We start from the raw sequence: 18030 nt of genomic DNA, 5'->3' as shown, positions 1-18030 counted from the left end.
GACCAGCGGAGGTGAGTGCGATGGCCGCACCCAGCCAAGTGCTCGCGCCCCGCTCCACGGCCCGGTTCCGGCCGCCGCGGTTCGGGCTCGGCGGCGCCCATCTCGGCGACGACCTGCCCGGGACCGCCGCCGGCGTGGCGGACGAGCGTGCCGTCGCGACCGTCGACGCGGCGTACCAGGCCGGGATCAGGTTCTTCGACACCTCCCCGGCGTACGGCGCCTCGGAGCGCCGCCTCGGTACGGCGTTGCGGCGCCGGCCGCGGGGTGAGTTCCTGGTGTCGACGAAGGTGATCGGCGCCGACCCGGAGGAATCGGTCCGGGCGAGCGGCGAACGACTCGGTCTCGCGGTCGATCTGGTGTTCGCGCAGGACGAGGCGGCGTACCCGGTGCTCGACCGGTTGCGGCGCGACGGCGTGATCAAGGCGGTCGGCGCGGCCTCGGACGACTGGCGCGATCTCGACCGGCTGGTGCGGGACGTCGAGCTGGACTGTGTGCTGCTGACCGATCGGTACGGGCTGCTCGACCGGTCGGCCGAGCCGCTGCTCGACCGGTGCGCGGCGCGTGCCGTGTCCGTGATCGTGTCCGGTGTCCTGACGCCGCAGATCCTTCAGGTGCAGACCGTCGAGGCCCGGCGGATCTCGGCGGTGTGCGAGCGGTACGGCGTGTCCCTGCCGCAAGCCGCGCTCGCGTTCCCCACCAGGCATTCCGCGGTCACCTCGGTGCTGATCGCGGCGTCGACACCGGCGGAGATCCGGGCCGACGCGGCACTCGTCCGGCAGCCCGTGCCGCAGCGGCTCTGGAAGGACCCGGACTTGCTGCGCTTGCTATCGTCGAGATAGGAGTCTGCGTTCCGGCGACTCCCCGGACGAGCGGCGTCGTACCCGGTCTGCCAAGACGGCGCCTCACCCCGCAGGAGGGGGTCGTCCGATGCACGTCCTCGATGTCGTCGAAATCGTTGGTGCGCTCACCGTTCTGGTCGCCTTCGCGGCCGCGCAGGCCGGCCGCCTGCGGCAGCGCACAGTCACCTACCAGCTGCTGAACCTGATCGGATCAGGTGCGCTGGCAACGATCGCCCTGGTGCAGTCGTCGTGGGGCTTCCTGCTGCTCGAGGGGAGCTGGGCCGTCATCAGCCTGCTCGGCCTGATCAACCTGATCAACCTGGTCAGCCCGGCACGGCGGGACGCCGACTAGAACTTGTCGCCCGGGTTGGTCGCCGTACCGGCCGATCCGGTCGGCACCTCGGTCGGGACACCGCCGGTGCTCGGGGTGCTCGTCGGCGGGCCGGTCGGCGGCGGTGTGACCGATCCGGAGCCGGTGCCGGGCGGTGGCGTGGTCGGCGTGACGGTGACCGTCGTGGTGCCGGTCGGCGTCGGGATGACGGGCTCCGGCTCCAGCGGCGCGGCGTGCCGGAACAGCAGCCAGGCCAGGAACACCGCGAGCGCCATGATCACGGCCATCGTCAGCAAGGCGAACCCGAGCGCCCACCACGACGGCGGGCGGAGCGCGTTCGGCCACGGCAGCGGCCAGATCCGGAACAGGCCGGGGCGGCGGCGGTTCTCCCAGTAGTGCCGGAAGTCCGGGCCGCGGAGCTTGCCGGGCTGCGGGATCCGGTCCATCAGCACCGCGGACAGGATCTCCTCGCCGCGACGCTCCGCGATCAGCCGCTCGTCGGACGCCGCGCTGGATCCGTCGTCGGCCCGGATCGGCCCGATCGCGACCCAGAGCGCCAGATCGTCGTCGTCGGAGTCGTTGTGCGCGAGGACGACGTCCTCGGGCAGCTCGTCGACGGCGTACACGAACCGCTCGCGCGCGGCGGCGTCGTCGGCCGAGCCCTCGGTCATCATCGCGACGACCGCCTCCCGGCCGTCGTCGGAACTGACCGCGTACAGGTACCCGGCCGCGTTCGCGCCGAGGCGGCCGCGGAGCCAGAACTCGCCGACCCGCGGCGGGTCCTCCGGCTGCAGCGGGAGGGCGTCCGGAATCTCCAGGCCGGCCGGCACGTCCGCCGGCTGCACCTCGGTCTGGGATTCGGTCGCAGTCATCACCCCCAATCCCACCACATCCCCGGTAGCACTGTCGTCGCCACTCCTCCCGAGCCGACTTTGTGCACCGCGTCCGTACGCGGGGCGCGCCGACGTACGGACGTCGTGCACAAAGAGTGGTCGGCGGGCGGGATTTGGCGCGCAGGGGGAGGATGGGGAGGGACTGCGGCAGGCCCTGCGGCTGCTGGCCCCGGTGATCTGATGGAATGGCCGGTGTTGCGAAGTGGGGAACGACGGTGAATGACAAGGTCCGCGCGCGGACCCCGGAAGGACAGGCATGACCGAAACCACGGTGCCGACAGGTTCGGTTGCCCAGCAGTCCCGGCTGATCGGCGAGGCCGTCAGCGAGGTCAAGCGGGTGATCGTCGGCCAGGAGCACATGGTCGAGACCCTGATGGTGTCGCTGCTGGCCAAGGGTCACTGCCTGCTCGAAGGCGTTCCGGGCGTCGCCAAGACGCTCGCGGTGCGCACCTTCGCGAGTGTGGTCGGCGGCACCTTCGCCCGGATCCAGTTCACCCCGGACCTGGTCCCGTCCGACATCGTCGGCACCCGGATCTACCGCCAGACCCGGGAGGCCTTCGACATCGAGCTCGGCCCGACGTTCGTGAACTTCGTGCTGGCCGACGAGGTGAACCGCGCGCCGGCCAAGGTGCAGTCCGCGATGCTGGAGCTGATGGCCGAGCGGCAGGTGTCGATCGGCGGACAGACGTTCCCGATGCCGAAGCCGTTCATCGTGATCGCGACCCAGAACCCGATCGAGTCCGAGGGCGTGTACCCGCTGCCGGAGGCGCAGCGGGACCGGTTCCTGGTGAAGATCGACGTACCGCACCCGCGCGGCCACGAGGAGTTCGAGATCCTCCGCCGGATGAGCGTCGACCCGCCGGAGCCGCGGCAGGTGCTGCAGCCGGAGACGATCCTCGAGCTGCAGCGGTCCGCGGAGCAGGTGTTCGTGCACAACCTGGTCGCGGAGTACGCCGTCCGCCTGGTGATGGCGACCCGGACGCCGACCGACTTCCACCTGCCCGACCTGGAGCCGATCATCGAGCTGGGCGTCAGCCCGCGCGCGACCCTCGGCCTGATCGCGGCCGGCCGGGCGCTGGCGCTGATCCACGGGCGTGACTACCTGCTGCCGAGCGACATCCAGACCGTCGCGCTGGACGTGATGGGCCACCGGCTCGGCCTGACCTTCGACGCGGTCGCGGACAACATCGACCCGCGGGCGGTGATCGAGCGGATCCTGGCCACCGTCCCGCCGCCGCAGCCGGTCTGGCGCGACGGCGCCGACGGCACCGGCCGCCCGGAGTTCGTGTAGTGCCCAACCGACCCGATGCGCGAGCTGCGATGACGATCTCGCAGCTCGCTCCCGAGCGTGCGCTGCGGCGGCTGGAGCTGACCGTCGTCCGGCGGCTCGAGGGCTACCTGCACGGCGAGCATCTCGGCCTGCTGCCGGGGCCGGGCACCGAGCTCGCCGAGGCGCGTGAGTACCAGGTCGGTGACGACGTACGGCGGATGGACTGGGCCGTCACCGCGCGCACCACGGTCCCGCACGTCCGCGACCTGATCGCGGACCGTGAGCTGGAGACCTGGGCGCTGGTGGACCTGTCCGGCTCGATGGACTTCGGTACGTCGACGCTGGAGAAGCGCGAGCTCGCGGTCGCGGCCGTCGCCACCGTCGGGTTCCTGACGCATCGGCTCGGCGACCGGTTCGGCGGGCTGATGCTGCGCGACTCGGCGCTGCGGCGCTGGCCGGCGCGGTCCGGGCGGCTCGCGCTCTACGGCCTGCTGCGTGCGCTGCTGGCCGAGCAGTTCAGCACCGACGACGAGGTGCACCGCAGCGACCTGGCCGCGGCGCTGGAGTCGATGGCGCGCACCCAGCGCAAGCGTGGTCTGCGGGTGATCGTCTCGGACTTCCTCACCCCGCAGGACGGCGAGATCGCCACCCAGATCGAACCCTCCTGGGAGCGGGCGATGCGCAAGCTGACCGCACAGCACCAGGTGCTCGCCGTCGAGATCGTCGACCCGCGGGAGCTGGAGCTGCCGAACATCGGTGTCGTCACGATCGGTGACCCGGAGACCGGCGAGGTGCGCGAGATCGACACCCGGCGGCGCAAGGTCCGGGAGGCGTTCGCGACGGCCGCTCTGGCACAGCGGGAACGAACCCGCGCCGCCCTGCGTAGGGTAGGTGCCGGGCATCTCGTGCTGCGCACCGACCGTGACTGGGTCGCGGACACCGTGCGGTTCGTGCTCGCCTACCGGCGGGTGGCGCCCCGCCTGCACCAACCGCCGAAGGGAGTGGCTCGCTGATGGAGTTCCTGTCTCCGGGGCGGTTGTGGTTCCTGCTGCTCATCCCGCTGATCGTCGCGGGGTACATCTTTCTCCAGCACCGTCGCTCGCAGTACGCGCTGCGCTTCACCAACATCGCGCTGCTCGACCGGGTCGCGCCGCGGCGCCCGCAGTGGCGGCGGCACCTGGCTGTCGGGCTGGCACTGCTGGCCGCGCTGATGTGCATCGTGGCGTTCGCGCAGCCGAAGGACAAGGTCAAGGTCCCGCGCGAGCGGGCCACGATCGTGGTCGCAATCGACGTCTCGCTGTCGATGATGGCGACCGACATCGATCCGAACCGGCTCGAGGCCGCGAAGAAGTCGGCGAAGAACTTCGTCAACCAACTGCCGGGCAAGTTCAACGTGGCGCTGGTGAACTTCGCCGGGACGGCGTCCATCATCGTGCCGCCGACGACCGACCGGGCCACCGTGCTGCGCTCGATCGACGGGCTCGAGCTGGCCGAGTCGACCGCGACCGGTGAGGGCATTTTCACCTCGCTGCAGGCGCTCACCCAGGTCCCGCCGGACCCCGAGCACCCGAACGACCCGGCCCCGGCGCGGATCGTGCTGCTGTCCGACGGGAAGCGGACCGTCGGCCGCACCGCCCAGGAGGGGGCGCAGGCGGCGAAGGCGAAGAACACCCCCGTCTACACGATCTGTTTCGGCACCGACTCCGGCTTCATCGAGATGGACGGCATCCGGCAGCGGGTGCCACCGGACCGTGCCGAGCTGCGCACCGTCGCCGAGATCAGCGGCGGCGAGGCGTACACCGCCGAGTCGGCCGGTGAGCTCGAGGACGTCTACAAGGACATCGGCTCCTCGGTCGGCTACGACGAGGTGGACAAGGAGATCACCGCCCGGTACGCCGGGATCGCGATGCTCTTCACCCTGGCCGCCGCGGGCGCCTGCATCGCGCTGGCCACCCGCTTCCCGTAACGCCGGCGGACGCCCGCGCGGGGGCTCGGCGCGGACGTCCTGGGTGCTGCTGTCAGAAGGTGCCAGGCAGTGTCACCGAGATGTTGTTGGTGGTGTCCGTGACCGTCACGTCACCGAAGACCACCGTCATCGGCGGGCTGCACTTGGGCTGGAACGTCGCCGTCAGGGTCAGCGAGAAGTTCGCCTTCCCGTTCTGGACCGGGAAGTCGCCGGCCGCGGTGAACGTCTGCTTGTTCGCGGCCTGCGGGAAGTTCTGTCCCGGGTTCAGGCAAGCCGCCTCGGCCGAGATGACGATGTGGACCTGGTCCTCGTTGCCTAGTCCTGCTTCCTTGCCGGAGACGGTCAGCGAGTCGCCGGACCGTGTGACGGTCGGCGTACCGACGAAGTGCGGGCTGCCGGCCGATGCGGTCGGCAGGAAGAACACCGAAGCGGCGAGAGCCGCAAACAGCATGAGCACGAACCTGCGCATAAGGTAACCCCCTCGGAACTGCGCGTGTTGCGGCTGCGGGGCGGAGCGCAGCGATCCTGAACGCGGCGTGCACGGTCGCGGACCGTGCGACGTCCTGAACCCGCTCAGCGATCACCGGTACACCGGCGGCGACCGGGCTGTGGCACGGACCGCCGTACGCCGATCACCAAGGTCGATCGGCGCCGCCCCACCTACCGCGACCGTTGCCATGAGCCCATGCCATCCACAGAAGTTCCCCCAGGCTCAGCACGACCATAGGCCTGTCAGGAGGTCTGAGAAAGGCCTACCCGCGGGTCATCTCGCATCCGCGTAGGCGGTGAGCCAGGCCAGGGCGGAGTTCCAGTTGATCGCTACCTCGTTGGTCGAGTAGGAGCCGATCTCGTCGAGGTAGCAGGTGGCCGGGGCGCAGCCCTGGAGGCTGCGCTGGGCAACGGGATCCTGCAGGTGCGAGTTCGGGCCGCCCGCGAGCGAGCCGGGGTACGGCGACGGCAGTGCGGGGTTCAGCGAGTGGGCCCAGAACCGGTGATGCTGGTTGTGGCTGGACCGTTCGCCGTACCCGGTCACGTACGACTGGCCGATCGCGTTCCGGCCGAGCAGGTAGTCGAGCGACTCGAGCGCGGCGGAGCGGTACGCCGGGCTGCCGGTGAGGTCCGCCGCGATCGCGAGGATCATCGCGTTGTTCGCCGTCGCGGAGTTGGAGCCCCACACGTACTGTCCGTCAGCTGGTTTGTACGGATTGGCATAGCCCTGCGACCTGAGATCGGCAAGGTAGCTGTTGGCAACCGATGCGATCCGCCCGCGTAACCGGAGCCGCTCGAGAATCGGCAACCGCCACGACACCCGTGCCAGCGCGAGATCGGCCAGCCCGCCGGTCTCCTGCCAGGAGAACCCGTCGACTGCCGTCAGGCTCGTGGTGATGAAGCGTTTGTACGACGCCGTGCCCGTTGCCGCGAACAACTCGGCGGCGGCCCAGGAGAACTCGTCCGTCAGCTTGGTGTCGTCGTACGCGCCGCCGCCTTCGCCGCCTGGTGGGGCGTAGATCGCGGGGTGCCGCCGAGCGGCGCTCCACGCCTTCTCTGCCGCCGACAGGCAGCGATCCGCGAACTGACGGTCCCAGCGTGCGTAGACCCGCGCGCACCGGGCGCCGACGGCCGCGAGATTGAGCGTGGCCGCGGTCGACACCGGATAGAGGTAGCGAGGCTGCGGATCGGCGGCCGGGGGAGTTCCGAGTGCGGTCCACTTCTCGTCGTGCACCTTGTGGTGCACCAGGCCGCTCGGCGCCTGCATGCGGAGCAGGAACTCGAGCTCCCACCGGGCCTCGTCCAGCACATCCGGTACGCGGTTGCCGGCCTCGGGGATCTTCAGGCTGACGCCAGGCCCTGTCTCCTCGGACAGATCGAGGAGCTGCCACGCGGCGAGCGCGCCGTTGACGACGTACTTGCCGTGGTCGCCCGCGTCGTACCAGCCGCCGCGCACGTCCAGGCTGTAGTCGCACGTGCCCGGGTAGCAGGGGACGGACGTGTCGCCCTGGTTGGGAGCGACGCCGAGGTGCCCGGCCGCCCGTGCGTACTCGGCGCCGACGTACTGCGCCTCGATCGGGATGCCGCTGCGGTTGTTGTAGAAGTACGCGAGCGCGTCGCGGCGCAGCCCTGCGTACACGTGGCTGCCGATGTCGAACGGCTCGCTGACGTCGTCGCCGACCGCCAGCCGGAAACCCGTCCCGGTGCCGCGATAACCGCCGAAGTCGATCAGCTGGACGGTGTCGCCGGACAGGGCGTCCAGACCATACGGTTCCGTCTGGCCGCCGGCGACCACCTGGTTGCCCGCGGCAAGCAGCCGCCAGTCGAGCGGTGCGGTCGCCGTGGTCACGTAGGTTGAACGCTTCGGCCCGTCGGCGACGTACCCGAGCTGGTTGACGCGCACCGGTGGGCCGAAGTCACGGACGCCGCCCGGCGGGACGATGCCGCCGGTCACGGAGATGTTGTCCAGGCAGAGCGTGTACGGCTCGGTCGCGCCGCCGGCCTGGAACGAGATCTGGCCGTGCGTGTCGGTGACCGGCGAGGTCCCGGTGAACGTGAAGGTCTGGGCGGTCGTCGTGGCGTCGACGGTCTTGTTCAGCACCGTCGCATGCGGGGCGGCCGCCTGCTGGAGTACGGCGTGGAACTGGACCGGGCGGCTCGCCGACGCGTCGAACCGCAGCGTGTACGGCTGCCCCTGTTCGATCGGCAGGTCGTCCTGGCCGATCATCGAGTCCCACGGGTTGACCGTGCCGGCCGGGACCTGCGCGCACAGCCGCCCGTCGGTGACGGCGGCCGGGGTGTTGCCACTCGACCACCACGGCTCCTTAGCGGCGTCGAACGTCCCGTTCAGCACTCGCTCGTACGGCGGGTCCGCGGCGACCGCCGGTAGTCCCGTGAGGAGCGTGCTGACGAGTACGGTGGCGGCGAGGGCGACGGTGGCGCGTTGGCGGGCGGTGGGCATGGGGCGAGCCTCCATCGAGGACCGGGAGCGCTTCCAGTTTGCCTCCGCATCGTGCCGACCGTCCGGCGTCGCGTCAAGGGCGCAGCGCCTTGAATCCAGCGCTTTCCGACGTGCGGGCACGTCTCGGGAGCGCTTCCAGCTCGAACCTGGCGTCCCGATGGTTTACCCTCGTCCCACTCAATCGTTAAGGACGATCCGGTGGCCGACCTCCCGAAACGCCAAGTGACGCTCGACGAAGTCGCCGAGCGGGCCGGTGTGTCCCGGTCGGCGGCGTCCCGGGTGATCAACAACGCCCCGCATGTCAGCAAGGCCAAGCGGGAGGCCGTGCAGCGGGCGGTCAGCGACCTCGGATACGTGCCGAACGCAACGGCCCGCGCGCTCGCGACCCAGCAGGCCGGCGCCGTCGTGCTGGCCATCTCCAGCGACAATGCGCAGGTGTTCGCGGACCCGTTCTTCGCGGAGGTCGTGATCGGGATCAGTTCGGTGCTCGAGGACACCGATCTGGAGCTGATGCTGATGATGGCCACCTCGAGCCGCGGGCAGACGCGTCTCGAGCGGTTGCTGCGGACCCGGCAAGCCGACGGCGTGATGCTGATGTCGATGCACGGCGACGACCCGCTGGCGCAGCTCGCCGAGAAGGCCGACGTACCGGTGGTGTTCGGCGGTTCGCCGGTGAACTTCGAGCCGAGATATTCCGTGGACGCCGACAACCGCGGCGGCGCCCGGCTGGCGACCGAGCACCTGGTCGCGACCGGCCGGCGGCGGATCGCGACCATCACCGGCCGGATGGACGAGGGCGCGGGGACTGCGCGGTTCAAGGGGTACCAGGAGGCGCTCGCGGTGGCCGGCCTGGACGCGGGCCGCGTCGCGCACGCCGACTTCTCCGAGGAGGGCGGCACGCGCGCGATGCAGGAGTTGCTCGCCGCGCACCCGGATCTCGACGGCGTGTTCGTCGCGTCGGACCAGATGGCGATCGGCGCCCTGCGGGTCCTGCGCGACGCCGGCAGGTCCGTACCGGACGACGTCGGGCTCGTCGGTTTCAACGACATCAGCACCGCCCACCACACCAGCCCGCCGCTGACCACGGTCAGTCAGCCGATCCAGGCGCTCGGCCGGGAGATGGCCCGGATGCTGCTCGCGGTCATGTCCGGCGAGGACCCGACGCCGCTGATCCTCCCCACCCGCCTGGTCCGGCGCGCCTCGACCTGACCCTGGCGGGGCAGGCCGTTCAGGCGGACGCTGGACGGGTGGAACCTCACGATTACCTGGAGACCGCAGTCGAGCGCACGCCGATGTCAGGCAACGTCGGGAAGTCGGGCGCCACACTGGAGCGCGTCGTGCTGGCGGACGGCCGGCGCCTCGTCGTGAAGCGGTCGTCGCCCGACACCGACCTGCTGATGGCGCTGTCGGGCGACTCGTTCGGGCGCGAGTACCTGATGTGGTCGAGCGGAGTGCTCGACCAGCTTCCGCCCGCGGTCGGGCATGCGATCGTCGACGGCTGGCAGGACGGTGACGTCACCGTCCTGGTGATGCGCGACCTGGGCGACGCCGTACTCAGCTGGGACGACCGGCTCAGCCGGGAACAGTGCCGCCGGCTGTTCGCCGCGGTCGGTTCGATGTACGACGGGTTCCTGGGCCGGGTCCCGTCCAGCCTCACCCCGCTGACGACCCTGGTCGGCATGTTCACGCCGGATCGCGTGCGGCCGCATGCCGGCGGTGACAACCCGTTGCCGGGACTGGTCCTGCGCGGGTGGGACATGTTCCCCGGCATGGTGCCGCCCGACGTCGCCGAACCGGTACTGCGGCTGCTCGCCCAGCCGGGACCGCTGGTGGAAGCGTTGCAGGCCCGGCCCTGCACGCTGGTGCACGGCGACCTCGCGACCGTCAACATGGCGTTCGAGAAGGAGCGGCTGACGTTGCTCGACTGGAGCATGCCGGCGGAGGCGCCGGCCGCGCTCGACCTGGCGAGATTCCTGGCCGGCTGCGCCTCGGTGGTCGACGCGACTCGCGAGCAGGTGATCGAGGACTTCCGTGAACTGGTCGAAGCCGGCCGCGACGAGCCGGCCCTCCGCCTGGCGCTGCTGGCCGGCCTGCTCTGGCTGGGCTGGAACAAAGCCCTGGACGCCGCCGAGCACGAGGACCCGGCGATCCGTGCCCGCGAGCGGGCCGACCTCGACTGGTGGGCCGACGAAGCCCGCCGGACCCTGGCCGCGGGTCTGCTGACCGCCTGAGGTTCGCGACACGACGGTGATGTGGTTGACACGGCGAGGTTACTGGTGTTCCAGGGGGCGGTGGTGCAAGATGTACAGAAGTTTCGCGGGGTGCCTTGTGGTGCCCTGTAGAACTGTAAAGAGACTGGTCCGCCGGATCGACGGCTGTTCGAGAACGCTGGGGAAGGCGCCCCTCGAGCACAGGAGGTCCCGGTGGCGACGACTCGTGGCGTTCTGTACGTCCACACGGTGCCGTCAGCGTTGTGCCCGCATGTCGAGTGGGCCGCGGGCGGCATCCTTGGCGTGCCCGTGAAACTGGATTGGACTCCGCAGCCGGCGGCCCAGGGCACGTACCGGGCCGAGCTGTCCTGGCAGGCCGAGGCCGGTACCGCGGCCAAGCTGGCTTCCGCTCTGCGCGGCTGGCAGAAGCTGCGCTTCGAGGTCACCGAGGAGCCGAGCAACGGCGCCGAGGGCGAGCGCTACTCGTTCACGCCCGAGCTCGGGATCTTCCATGCGACCACCGGTGTGCACGGCGACATCATGGTGCCCGAGGAGCGGTTGAAGGCCGCGATGCTGAAGGCGGCGAGCGGCGAGGCCGACCTGACCGAGGAGGTCGAGCGTTTGCTCGGTCGCCCGTGGGACGACGAGCTCGAACCGTTCCGGTACGCCGGCGACGGCGCCCCGGTCCGCTGGCTGCATCAGGTCGTCTGAACGAATCCTGAGAACTTCAGAAGAAACCCGTGAAAGCCAGGACAGGGCCGAACTTTTCGATGAGACTGAGCATCAGACGTCGTACAAGGGTGGGAGGGGCCGTGGCCGCTGGGCCACCGGGTGTCGGGACACCCCCGGTGGTTGTCTAACAACAGCGGCCGCACCACGTGAAGGGCACGAACCTGAGGGTTCGTGCCCTTCAGCCGTCTACAGCGGAATGTTGCCGTGGTTGCCGCGGACACGGCCGTCCGCCTCGGCCCCCGCCAGCGCTGAGGCCAGCGCGGTGCGGGTGCGGGTGGGCTCGACGACCTCGTCGACGACGCCGATCTCGCGGGCCCGGTCGATGCCTCCGGCAATCTTCTCGTGTTCCGCGGCGAGCTCGGCCTCGACCTGCGGACGGAGCTCGGGCGGCACCTCGGCGAGCTTGCGCCGGTGCAGGACGCGGACCGCCGCGACCGCGCCCATCACGGCCACCTCGGCGCGCGGCCAGGCGAACACCCGGGTCGCGCCCAGGGAGCGGGCGTTCATCGCGATGTACGCGCCGCCGTACGTCTTGCGCGTCACCAGCGTCACCCGCGGTACGACGGACTCCGCGAACGCGTGCAGCAGCTTGGCGCCGCGACGCACGACACCGTCCCATTCCTGACCGACGCCGGGCAGGTAGCCGGGGACGTCGACCAGGACGACGAGCGGTACGCCGAACGCGTCGCACATCCGCACGAACCGGGACGCCTTCTCCGCGGACAGGGCGTCGAGGCAACCACCGAGGCGGAGCGGGTTGTTGGCGATCACGCCGACCGTGCGGCCGCCGAGGCGGCCGAGCGTCGTGACGATGTTCGGCGCCCAGCGCTGGTGGAGCTCGACGGAGGTTCCCTCGTCGAGCACCCCTCCGACCAGCGGATGGACGTCGTACGCGCGCTTGGCCGACTCGGGCAGGAACCCGGACAGGTCGAGGTCCGGGACGTCCGTGGCCACCGACCCCTGGTTGGCGAGCAGATCGGTGAGGCGACGGGCCTGCTCGAGGGCGTCGGCCTCGGTGTCGGTGGTGATGTGGACGACGCCCGACCGCCGGCCGTGCGGCTCGGGTCCGCCGAGGCGGAGCATGTCGACGTCCTCGCCGGTGACCGAGCGGACCACGTCCGGGCCGGTCACGAAGATCCGGCCCTCCGGGCCCAGCACGACCACGTCGGTCAGCGCCGGTCCGTACGCCGCGCCGCCCGCCGCCGGGCCGAGGACGACGGAGATCTGCGGGATCTTCCCGGACGCCTGCGTCATCGCGTAGAAGATCTTGCCGACCGCGTGCAGGCTGAGCACCCCTTCGGCCAGCCGGGCGCCGCCGGAGTGCCACAGGCCGATGATCGGCACCTGCCCGGCCCGCGCGACGTCGTACGCCTTGACGACGACGTCGCAGCCTTCGTCGCCCATCGCGCCGCCCATCACGGTCGCGTCGGAGCAGAACGCCACGACCGCCGCCCCGGCGATCGTCCCGCGGGCCGCGACCATCCCCGACAGGTTGTCGGGGGTGATCAGCTCCAGACTGCCCGGATCGAGCAGCGTGGTGAGCCGGGTGACCGGGTTCCGCGGGTCCTGCTCGCGCGGCAGCTTGGCGGGCTTCGCCGGGGCCACGGTCAGGGGGCTCATGGCTACACCGTCTTGAAGGCGATGGCGGCGTTGTGGCCGCCGAAGCCGAACGAGTTGTTCAGCGCGGCGATGTCGCCGTCGGGCAGCTTGCGCTGCTCGGTCGCGACGTCCAACTCGATCTGGTCGTCGAGCTTGTCGATGTTGATGGTCGGCGGCGAGACCCGGTTCTTCAGCGCGAGCACGGTGGCGACCGACTCGACCGCGCCGGCGCCGCCGAGCAGGTGGCCGATCATCGACTTCGGCGCGGTGGCGACCGCGTGGTCGGCCTCCTTGCCGAGCGCCTGCCGGATCGCGATCGACTCGGCGATGTCGCCCTGCGGCGTCGAGGTGGCGTGCGCGTTGATGTGGAAGATGTCGGCCGGGGTCAGGTCGCCCTCGGACAGCGCCCGCTCCATCGCCCGGCGGGCGCCGGAACCGGTCGGGTCGGGCTGTGCGATGTCGTGGCCGTCGGCGGAGATACCGGCGCCGGCGAGCTCGGCGTAGATCTTCGCGCCGCGCGCCTTGGCGTGCTCGTACGACTCCAGGATCAGGATTCCGGCGCCCTCACCGAGCAGGAACCCGTCGCGGTCGACGTCCCACGGCCGGGAGGCCTTCTCCGGCTCGTCGTTGCGCTTGCTGAGCGCCTGCATCATCCCGAACGCGGCCAGCGGCAGCGCCATGATCGCGCCCTCGGAGCCGCCCGCGATCACCACGTCCGCGCGACCGAGCCGGATCTGGTCCAGGCCCAGCCAGATCGCCTCGTTGCCGGAGGCGCACGCCGAGACCGGGGTGTGCACACCGGCCTGCGCGCCGAACTCCAGGCTGACGTAGGCCGCCGACGAGTTCGGCATCAGCATCGGGATCGCCAGCGGCGACACCCGGCGCGGGTTGGACTGCAGGGCGTCGTAGTTCGCCAGGGTGGTGTGCAGGCCGCCGATGCCGGACGCGACCGCCACGCCCAGCCGCTCCTTGTCGAGCCCGGAGTCCGCCAGGCCGGAGTCGGCCCAGGCCTCGCGGGCGGCGACGACGGCGAGCTGCGCGGTCCGGTCGAGACGGCGGGCCTTGACCCGCTCGATGACCTCGGTCGGCTCGACCGCGGCCGGCGCGGCGATCTGCACCGCGAGGTTCTGCACCCACTCGTCGGTCAGCCGCCGCGCGCCGGAGCGGCCCGCCAGCAGCCCTTCCCAGGTGCTGGTCACGTCGCCCCCGAGCGGGGTCGTGGCACCGAGCCCAGTGATGACGACCCGGGTCTTCGACATGGTTACCTCATCCTTCACATGAGAGATCTGCGGTTGGGAGCGAGGGGTGGTACTGCGGGGTACTTCCGGGCTACTTCAGGGGTCCTTCAGGAGTACTGCGTGGTGCTCATCGGTGTGACCCGATGAGCACCGGCCAGCACGGTGACGCAGGTCAGCCGTTCTGGGCGCGCTCGATGAACGCGACGGCGTCGCCGACGGTCTTGAGGTTCTTGACCTCGTCGTCGGGGATCTTCACGTCGAACTTCTCCTCGGCGGCCACCACGACCTCCACCATGGAGAGCGAGTCGACGTCGAGGTCGTCGGTGAAGGACTTGTCCAGCTGGACGTCCTCGACCGGGATGCCGGCGATCTCGTTCACGATCTCGGCGAGGTTGGAACGGATCTCTTCGGTGCTGGCCATCTCTTGGGTTCCCTTTCGGATTTCTGCTGGTTGCTTCAGCCGGTGCGGCCACCTGAGCCGCCCCGGACAACTATGAACTACGGCAGGCGGATCACTTGGGCGGCGTAGACCAGGCCCGCGCCGAAGCCGATGATCAGCGCGAGGTCGCCGCTCTTGGCCTCGCCGGCCTCGCGCATCGCGGTGATCGCGAGCGGGATCGAGGCGGCCGAGGTGTTGCCCTGGCGCTCGATGTCGCGGGCGACCTTGACGTGCTCGGGCAGCTTCAGCGTGCGGCGCATCGCGTCGGTGATCCGCATGTTCGCCTGGTGCGGGACGAACAGGTCGAGCTGCTCGGCCTTCACCCCGGCGACGTCCAGCGCCTGCTGCGCGGTCTTGGCCATCTCGAACGACGCCCAGCGGAACACCGGGTTCCCGTCCATCGTCAGGTGCGGCCAGTTGTGGTTGCCGTGCACCTCCTGCCAGGACTCCTTCTGGCTGATCACCTGGTGCTGCGTGCCGTCGGAGCCCCAGACCACCGGGCCGATCCCCGGCTCGTCGGCCGGACCGACGATCGCGGCGCCGGCGCCGTCGGCGAAGATGAACGCCGTACTGCGGTCCGTACGGTCGGTCAGGTCGCTGAGCCGCTCGACGCCGATCGCCAGCACGTACTTCGCGCTGCCGCCGCGGACCAGGTCGTTGGCCAGCGCGACGCCGTAGCAGAAGCCCGCGCAGGCGGCCGACACGTCGAAGGCCGCCGCCGTCGGGGCGCCGACCTCGACCGCGATCCGGGTCGCGATCGCCGGCGTCTGGTACAGGTGCGTGACGGTCGAGACGATCACGCAGCCGATGTCTGCCGGGTCGATGCCGGACTCGGCGATCGCGTCCTTGGCCGCGTTCACCGACATCATCAGGACGGTCTCGTCCGCCTCGGCCCAGCGCCGCTCCTTGATCCCGGAGCGGGTCTGGATCCACTCGTCGCTGGAGTCGATGTGCTCGAGGATCTCCGCGTTCGGTACGACGCGGCGCGGCCGGTAGGAGCCGATGCCGAGGATGCCGGCGTACGTCGCGCCGGTCGACGCGGTGATCATGCGGGGGTCCCGGCGGGGTGCAGGCGGACCAGCGGCTGGCCGGGGGAGACCGGGTCGCCCTCCTCGACGAGCCACTCGACCACGATGCCGCCGTGCGGCGCGGTCACCTCGACCTCGTCGCGGAGGCTGCTGACCTTCGCGACGACCTCGCCGGCGCCGACGTGGTCACCGGCCTCACGACCGGTCTGCGCGGAGCGGCTGAAGGTGCCCTTGATCGGGGCGACGAGCAGCCGCCACGTCGGCGTGGCGTCGATCTCGGACGGGCTGCCGTGCTTCTCGACGAAGGCCCGGGCGTCGTCGAGCTGGTCCGGCGTCTTCAGCGCGAACGTCTCGACGCCCTTGAGGGCGCGGCGCGCGATCCCGGTCAGCGTGCCCGCCGGCGGCAGCTCCAGGATGCCGGTCACCTCGAGGTCGGCCATCGTCTGCAGGCACAGGTCCCAGCGGACCGGCGCGTTCACCTGGGTGACGAGCCGCTGCAGGACGTCCTGGCCGTCGTGGACGACGTGGCCGTCGCGGTTCGAGATCAGGCGGGTCCGCGGGTCGTGGGTGCTGATCGCGGTCGCGTACTTCGCCAGCGTCTGCACGGCCGGCTCCATGTGCCGGGTGTGGAACGCGCCGGCGACCGACAGCGGGATCAGCCGGGCCTTCGCCGGCGGGTCGGCGGCCAGCGCCTCGAGCTCCGCGACAGTGCCCGCGGCAACGATCTGGCCGGGGCCGTTGTCGTTGGCCGGGGTCAGGCCGTGCTCGGCGAGCTTGGCGAGGATCTCGTCGCGGTCGCCGCCCAGCACCGCGGTCATCGAGGTCGGCGTCAGCGCGGCCGCGGCGGCCATCGCCTTGCCGCGCTCGCGGACCAGGACCATCGCCTGCTCGGCGGTCAGGACGCCGGTGCCGGCCGCGGCGGCGAGCTCACCGACGCTGTGCCCGGCGACCGCGCCGACCTTCGCGAAGGCGTCGGCGGGGTGCGGGAAGACCGCCAGCGCGGCCAGCATGCTGGAGGCGACCAGCAGCGGCTGCGCGATCGCGGTGTCCCGGATCGTGTCCGCGTCGGCTTCGGTGCCGTAGTGGGCGAGGTCGAGACCGGCGACCGCGGAGAGCCAGTTCAGCCGGCTCTCGAAGACGGGATCGGCCAGCCACGGCTCGAGGAAACCTGGGGTCTGGGCACCCTGACCGGGCGCGACGATGACGAGCACGTGACAACTCTCCCTCAGCCGGGCCCGCCGCGAGCCGCACGGCGAGCACGAATTCTACCGGGCCGCTTTTGTGGAGATCCTACAAAACCGTGCTTCCGGGCTCGGGATGCAGCAGGCGACCCAAGGTCAGTGCGACACGCAATGTGAAACTGTCGCGGGGGTTCAGCGGGTTGTAGCCCGTGAGGTCCGCCACACGCTTCAGCCGGTACCGCACGGTGTTGGCGTGGATGAACATCGCCCGGGCGGTCGCCTCGATCGAGCCGCCGGAGTCCAGGTACGTCGAGACCGTGTCGAGGAGCACGCCGTCGCCCATGGTGAGCGGGCCGTAGACCTCCGTGGCGAGCTGGCGGCGGGCGTGGCCGTCTCCGGAGAGTGACCGTTCCGGGAGCAGGTCGTCGGCCTGCACCGGCCGCGGGGCGCCCGGCCAGGCCGCCGCGGCGCGCAGACCGGCGACGGCGGCGCGGGCCGAGGTCACGGCCGACATGAGGTCTTTCACGACCGGCCCGACGACGATCGGGCCGGGTCCGAACCAGCGGGCGAGTTTTTGTACGGTCTCGACAGGTTTGCTCGTACCGCCGAGTACGACGACCAGCCGGTCGCCCTGGATCGCGCACAGTGCGTCGGCGCCCGCCTCGCGCGCCGCGTGCCGGACCATGTCCGCGACGTTCGAGCCGGTGTTGTTCGCCGGGGGCGTCTCGGCGACCGGGGCGCGGCCGACCACCACCGCGACCTCGGCCGATCCCGTCGTACCGACGGTTCCGGTCCAGCCGAGCGCCGAGGCGCGGGAGCGGACCGACTCGTCGGCCTCGCCGCGGATCACGGAGTCGACGAGCAGGGCCTCGAGCCGGGCGTCCCAGGCGCCGCGCATCTCGGCGGCCTGCGCGTAGACGGTCGCGGCGGCGAACGCGACCTCACGGGCGTACCGCTGCATGGCCTCGTGGACGATCGGCACGTCGTCCGGCGGCAGCAGGGTGCCGATGGTGTTCTCGATGGTCTCGATCGTGGTGCGCACCAGGTCGACGGTCTGGTGCAGCGAGATCACCCGGGTGAACTCACGCGGCGCGGACCCGAAGATCCGGGTCGGCATCGACGAGTGCGCCTCGGGGTCGCGGAACCACTCGACGAACGCGGAGATCCCGGACTGCGCGACCAGGCCGATCCAGGACCGGTCCTGCGCGGACAGCGTCGCGAACCACGGCAGCTTCGCGTCCATCGCCGTCATCGCGGCGGTCGCCAGCGCACCGGTCGCGTTCTGCAACCGCTCGGCCCGCGCCAGATGTGCCTTCGTCACCACCAGACCCTAACCCCACCCGTCACCCGGCGC

The 18030-nt window shown here is 71.0% G+C and carries 17 protein-coding genes and 1 riboswitch; of the genes, 8 read left to right on the top strand and 9 right to left on the bottom strand.

Annotation, left to right across the window (positions count from 1 at the left end):
• Positions 1–20: 20 nt before the first annotated feature.
• Positions 21–839, top strand: a complete 819-nt coding sequence (locus tag ABZX12_RS01355; RefSeq protein ID WP_355688752.1) for an aldo/keto reductase — start codon at positions 21–23, stop codon at positions 837–839.
• A riboswitch (guanidine-III (ykkC-III) riboswitch) is annotated at positions 837–904 on the top strand. It overlaps the preceding gene by 3 nt.
• Before the next feature lie 23 nt (positions 905–927).
• Positions 928–1191, top strand: a complete 264-nt coding sequence (locus tag ABZX12_RS01350) for a hypothetical protein (protein ID WP_355688750.1) — start codon at positions 928–930, stop codon at positions 1189–1191.
• Here ABZX12_RS01350 and ABZX12_RS01345 read toward each other — a convergent pair.
• Positions 1188–2042: a hypothetical protein gene (locus ABZX12_RS01345; RefSeq protein ID WP_355688748.1), complete on the bottom strand. Its 855-nt coding sequence runs from the start codon at positions 2040–2042 to the stop codon at positions 1188–1190. The genes ABZX12_RS01350 and ABZX12_RS01345 overlap by 4 nt on opposite strands.
• 277 nt (positions 2043–2319) lie before the next feature.
• On the opposite strand from ABZX12_RS01345, the gene ABZX12_RS01340 reads away from it, so the two are divergent.
• Genes ABZX12_RS01340 through ABZX12_RS01330 form a run of 3 tightly spaced genes read left to right on the top strand, consistent with a single transcriptional unit; the run spans position 2320 to position 5299 of the window.
• A complete protein-coding gene (locus ABZX12_RS01340) occupies positions 2320–3354 on the top strand; it encodes a MoxR family ATPase (protein ID WP_355688746.1) in 1035 nt (344 codons plus the stop codon).
• 29 nt (positions 3355–3383) lie between these two features.
• Positions 3384–4346 (top strand): DUF58 domain-containing protein, encoded by a 963-nt coding sequence (locus ABZX12_RS01335; protein ID WP_355484560.1) that lies wholly within the window; start codon positions 3384–3386, stop codon positions 4344–4346.
• Entirely contained in the window at positions 4346–5299 is a 954-nt protein-coding gene (locus ABZX12_RS01330) for a VWA domain-containing protein (RefSeq protein ID WP_355688744.1), read from the top strand. The genes ABZX12_RS01335 and ABZX12_RS01330 overlap by 1 nt, the downstream gene beginning before the upstream one ends.
• A gap of 52 nt (positions 5300–5351) precedes the next feature.
• Here ABZX12_RS01330 and ABZX12_RS01325 read toward each other — a convergent pair whose 3' ends face one another.
• Together ABZX12_RS01325 and ABZX12_RS01320 are read right to left on the bottom strand one after the other, a co-directional pair.
• The gene (locus tag ABZX12_RS01325) at positions 5352–5750 is read right to left on the bottom strand and encodes a hypothetical protein (RefSeq protein WP_355688743.1); all 399 of its coding nucleotides are present in this window, start codon (positions 5748–5750) and stop codon (positions 5352–5354) included.
• A 312-nt stretch (positions 5751–6062) separates the two neighbouring features.
• A complete protein-coding gene (locus ABZX12_RS01320) occupies positions 6063–8249 on the bottom strand; it encodes a glycoside hydrolase family 9 protein (protein ID WP_355688742.1) in 2187 nt (728 codons plus the stop codon).
• Positions 8250–8447: 198 nt separating this feature from the next.
• On the opposite strand from ABZX12_RS01320, the gene ABZX12_RS01315 reads away from it, so the two are divergent.
• The 3 genes from ABZX12_RS01315 (at position 8448) to ABZX12_RS01305 (ending at position 11170) form a co-directional block, all read left to right on the top strand.
• On the top strand, positions 8448–9458 hold the full coding sequence (locus ABZX12_RS01315) for a LacI family DNA-binding transcriptional regulator (protein ID WP_355688740.1): 1011 nt from the start codon (positions 8448–8450) through the stop codon (positions 9456–9458).
• Between the two features lie 38 nt (positions 9459–9496).
• Positions 9497–10480, top strand: coding sequence for a hypothetical protein (locus ABZX12_RS01310; protein WP_355688739.1), 984 nt, complete (start codon positions 9497–9499; stop codon positions 10478–10480).
• Between the two features lie 192 nt (positions 10481–10672).
• On the top strand, positions 10673–11170 hold the full coding sequence (locus ABZX12_RS01305) for a DUF3145 domain-containing protein (RefSeq protein ID WP_355688737.1): 498 nt from the start codon (positions 10673–10675) through the stop codon (positions 11168–11170).
• Positions 11171–11377: 207 nt separating this feature from the next.
• Here ABZX12_RS01305 and ABZX12_RS01300 read toward each other — a convergent pair whose 3' ends face one another.
• The 6 genes from ABZX12_RS01300 to ABZX12_RS01275 all read right to left on the bottom strand — a co-directional run bounded on the left by ABZX12_RS01300 (position 11378) and on the right by ABZX12_RS01275 (position 17997).
• On the bottom strand, positions 11378–12811 hold the full coding sequence (locus ABZX12_RS01300) for a carboxyl transferase domain-containing protein (RefSeq protein ID WP_355688735.1): 1434 nt from the start codon (positions 12809–12811) through the stop codon (positions 11378–11380).
• Between the two features lie 2 nt (positions 12812–12813).
• Positions 12814–14049: a beta-ketoacyl-ACP synthase II gene (locus tag ABZX12_RS01295; RefSeq protein ID WP_355688733.1), complete on the bottom strand. Its 1236-nt coding sequence runs from the start codon at positions 14047–14049 to the stop codon at positions 12814–12816.
• Between the two features lie 151 nt (positions 14050–14200).
• Entirely contained in the window at positions 14201–14449 is a 249-nt protein-coding gene (locus ABZX12_RS01290; protein ID WP_130446978.1) for an acyl carrier protein, read from the bottom strand.
• Positions 14450–14526: 77 nt separating this feature from the next.
• On the bottom strand, positions 14527–15516 hold the full coding sequence (locus tag ABZX12_RS01285) for a beta-ketoacyl-ACP synthase III (protein WP_355688731.1): 990 nt from the start codon (positions 15514–15516) through the stop codon (positions 14527–14529).
• Positions 15513–16706 (bottom strand): acyltransferase domain-containing protein, encoded by a 1194-nt coding sequence (locus tag ABZX12_RS01280; RefSeq protein ID WP_355688730.1) that lies wholly within the window; start codon positions 16704–16706, stop codon positions 15513–15515. Before ABZX12_RS01280 ends, ABZX12_RS01285 begins: the two co-directional genes overlap by 4 nt.
• A 79-nt stretch (positions 16707–16785) precedes the next feature.
• Positions 16786–17997 carry a helix-turn-helix domain-containing protein gene (locus ABZX12_RS01275; protein WP_355688728.1) on the bottom strand — a complete coding sequence of 404 codons (1212 nt, stop codon included), beginning with the start codon at positions 17995–17997 and terminating at the stop codon, positions 16786–16788.
• Between the last annotated feature and the right edge of the window lie 33 nt (positions 17998–18030).

Source organism: Kribbella sp. NPDC003505 (genome assembly GCF_040610875.1).
Taxonomy (GTDB): Bacteria; Actinomycetota; Actinomycetes; order Propionibacteriales; family Kribbellaceae; genus Kribbella.
Note: the sequence above shows the minus strand (reverse complement) of the source record. Positions and strands in the feature narration are given on the sequence as shown.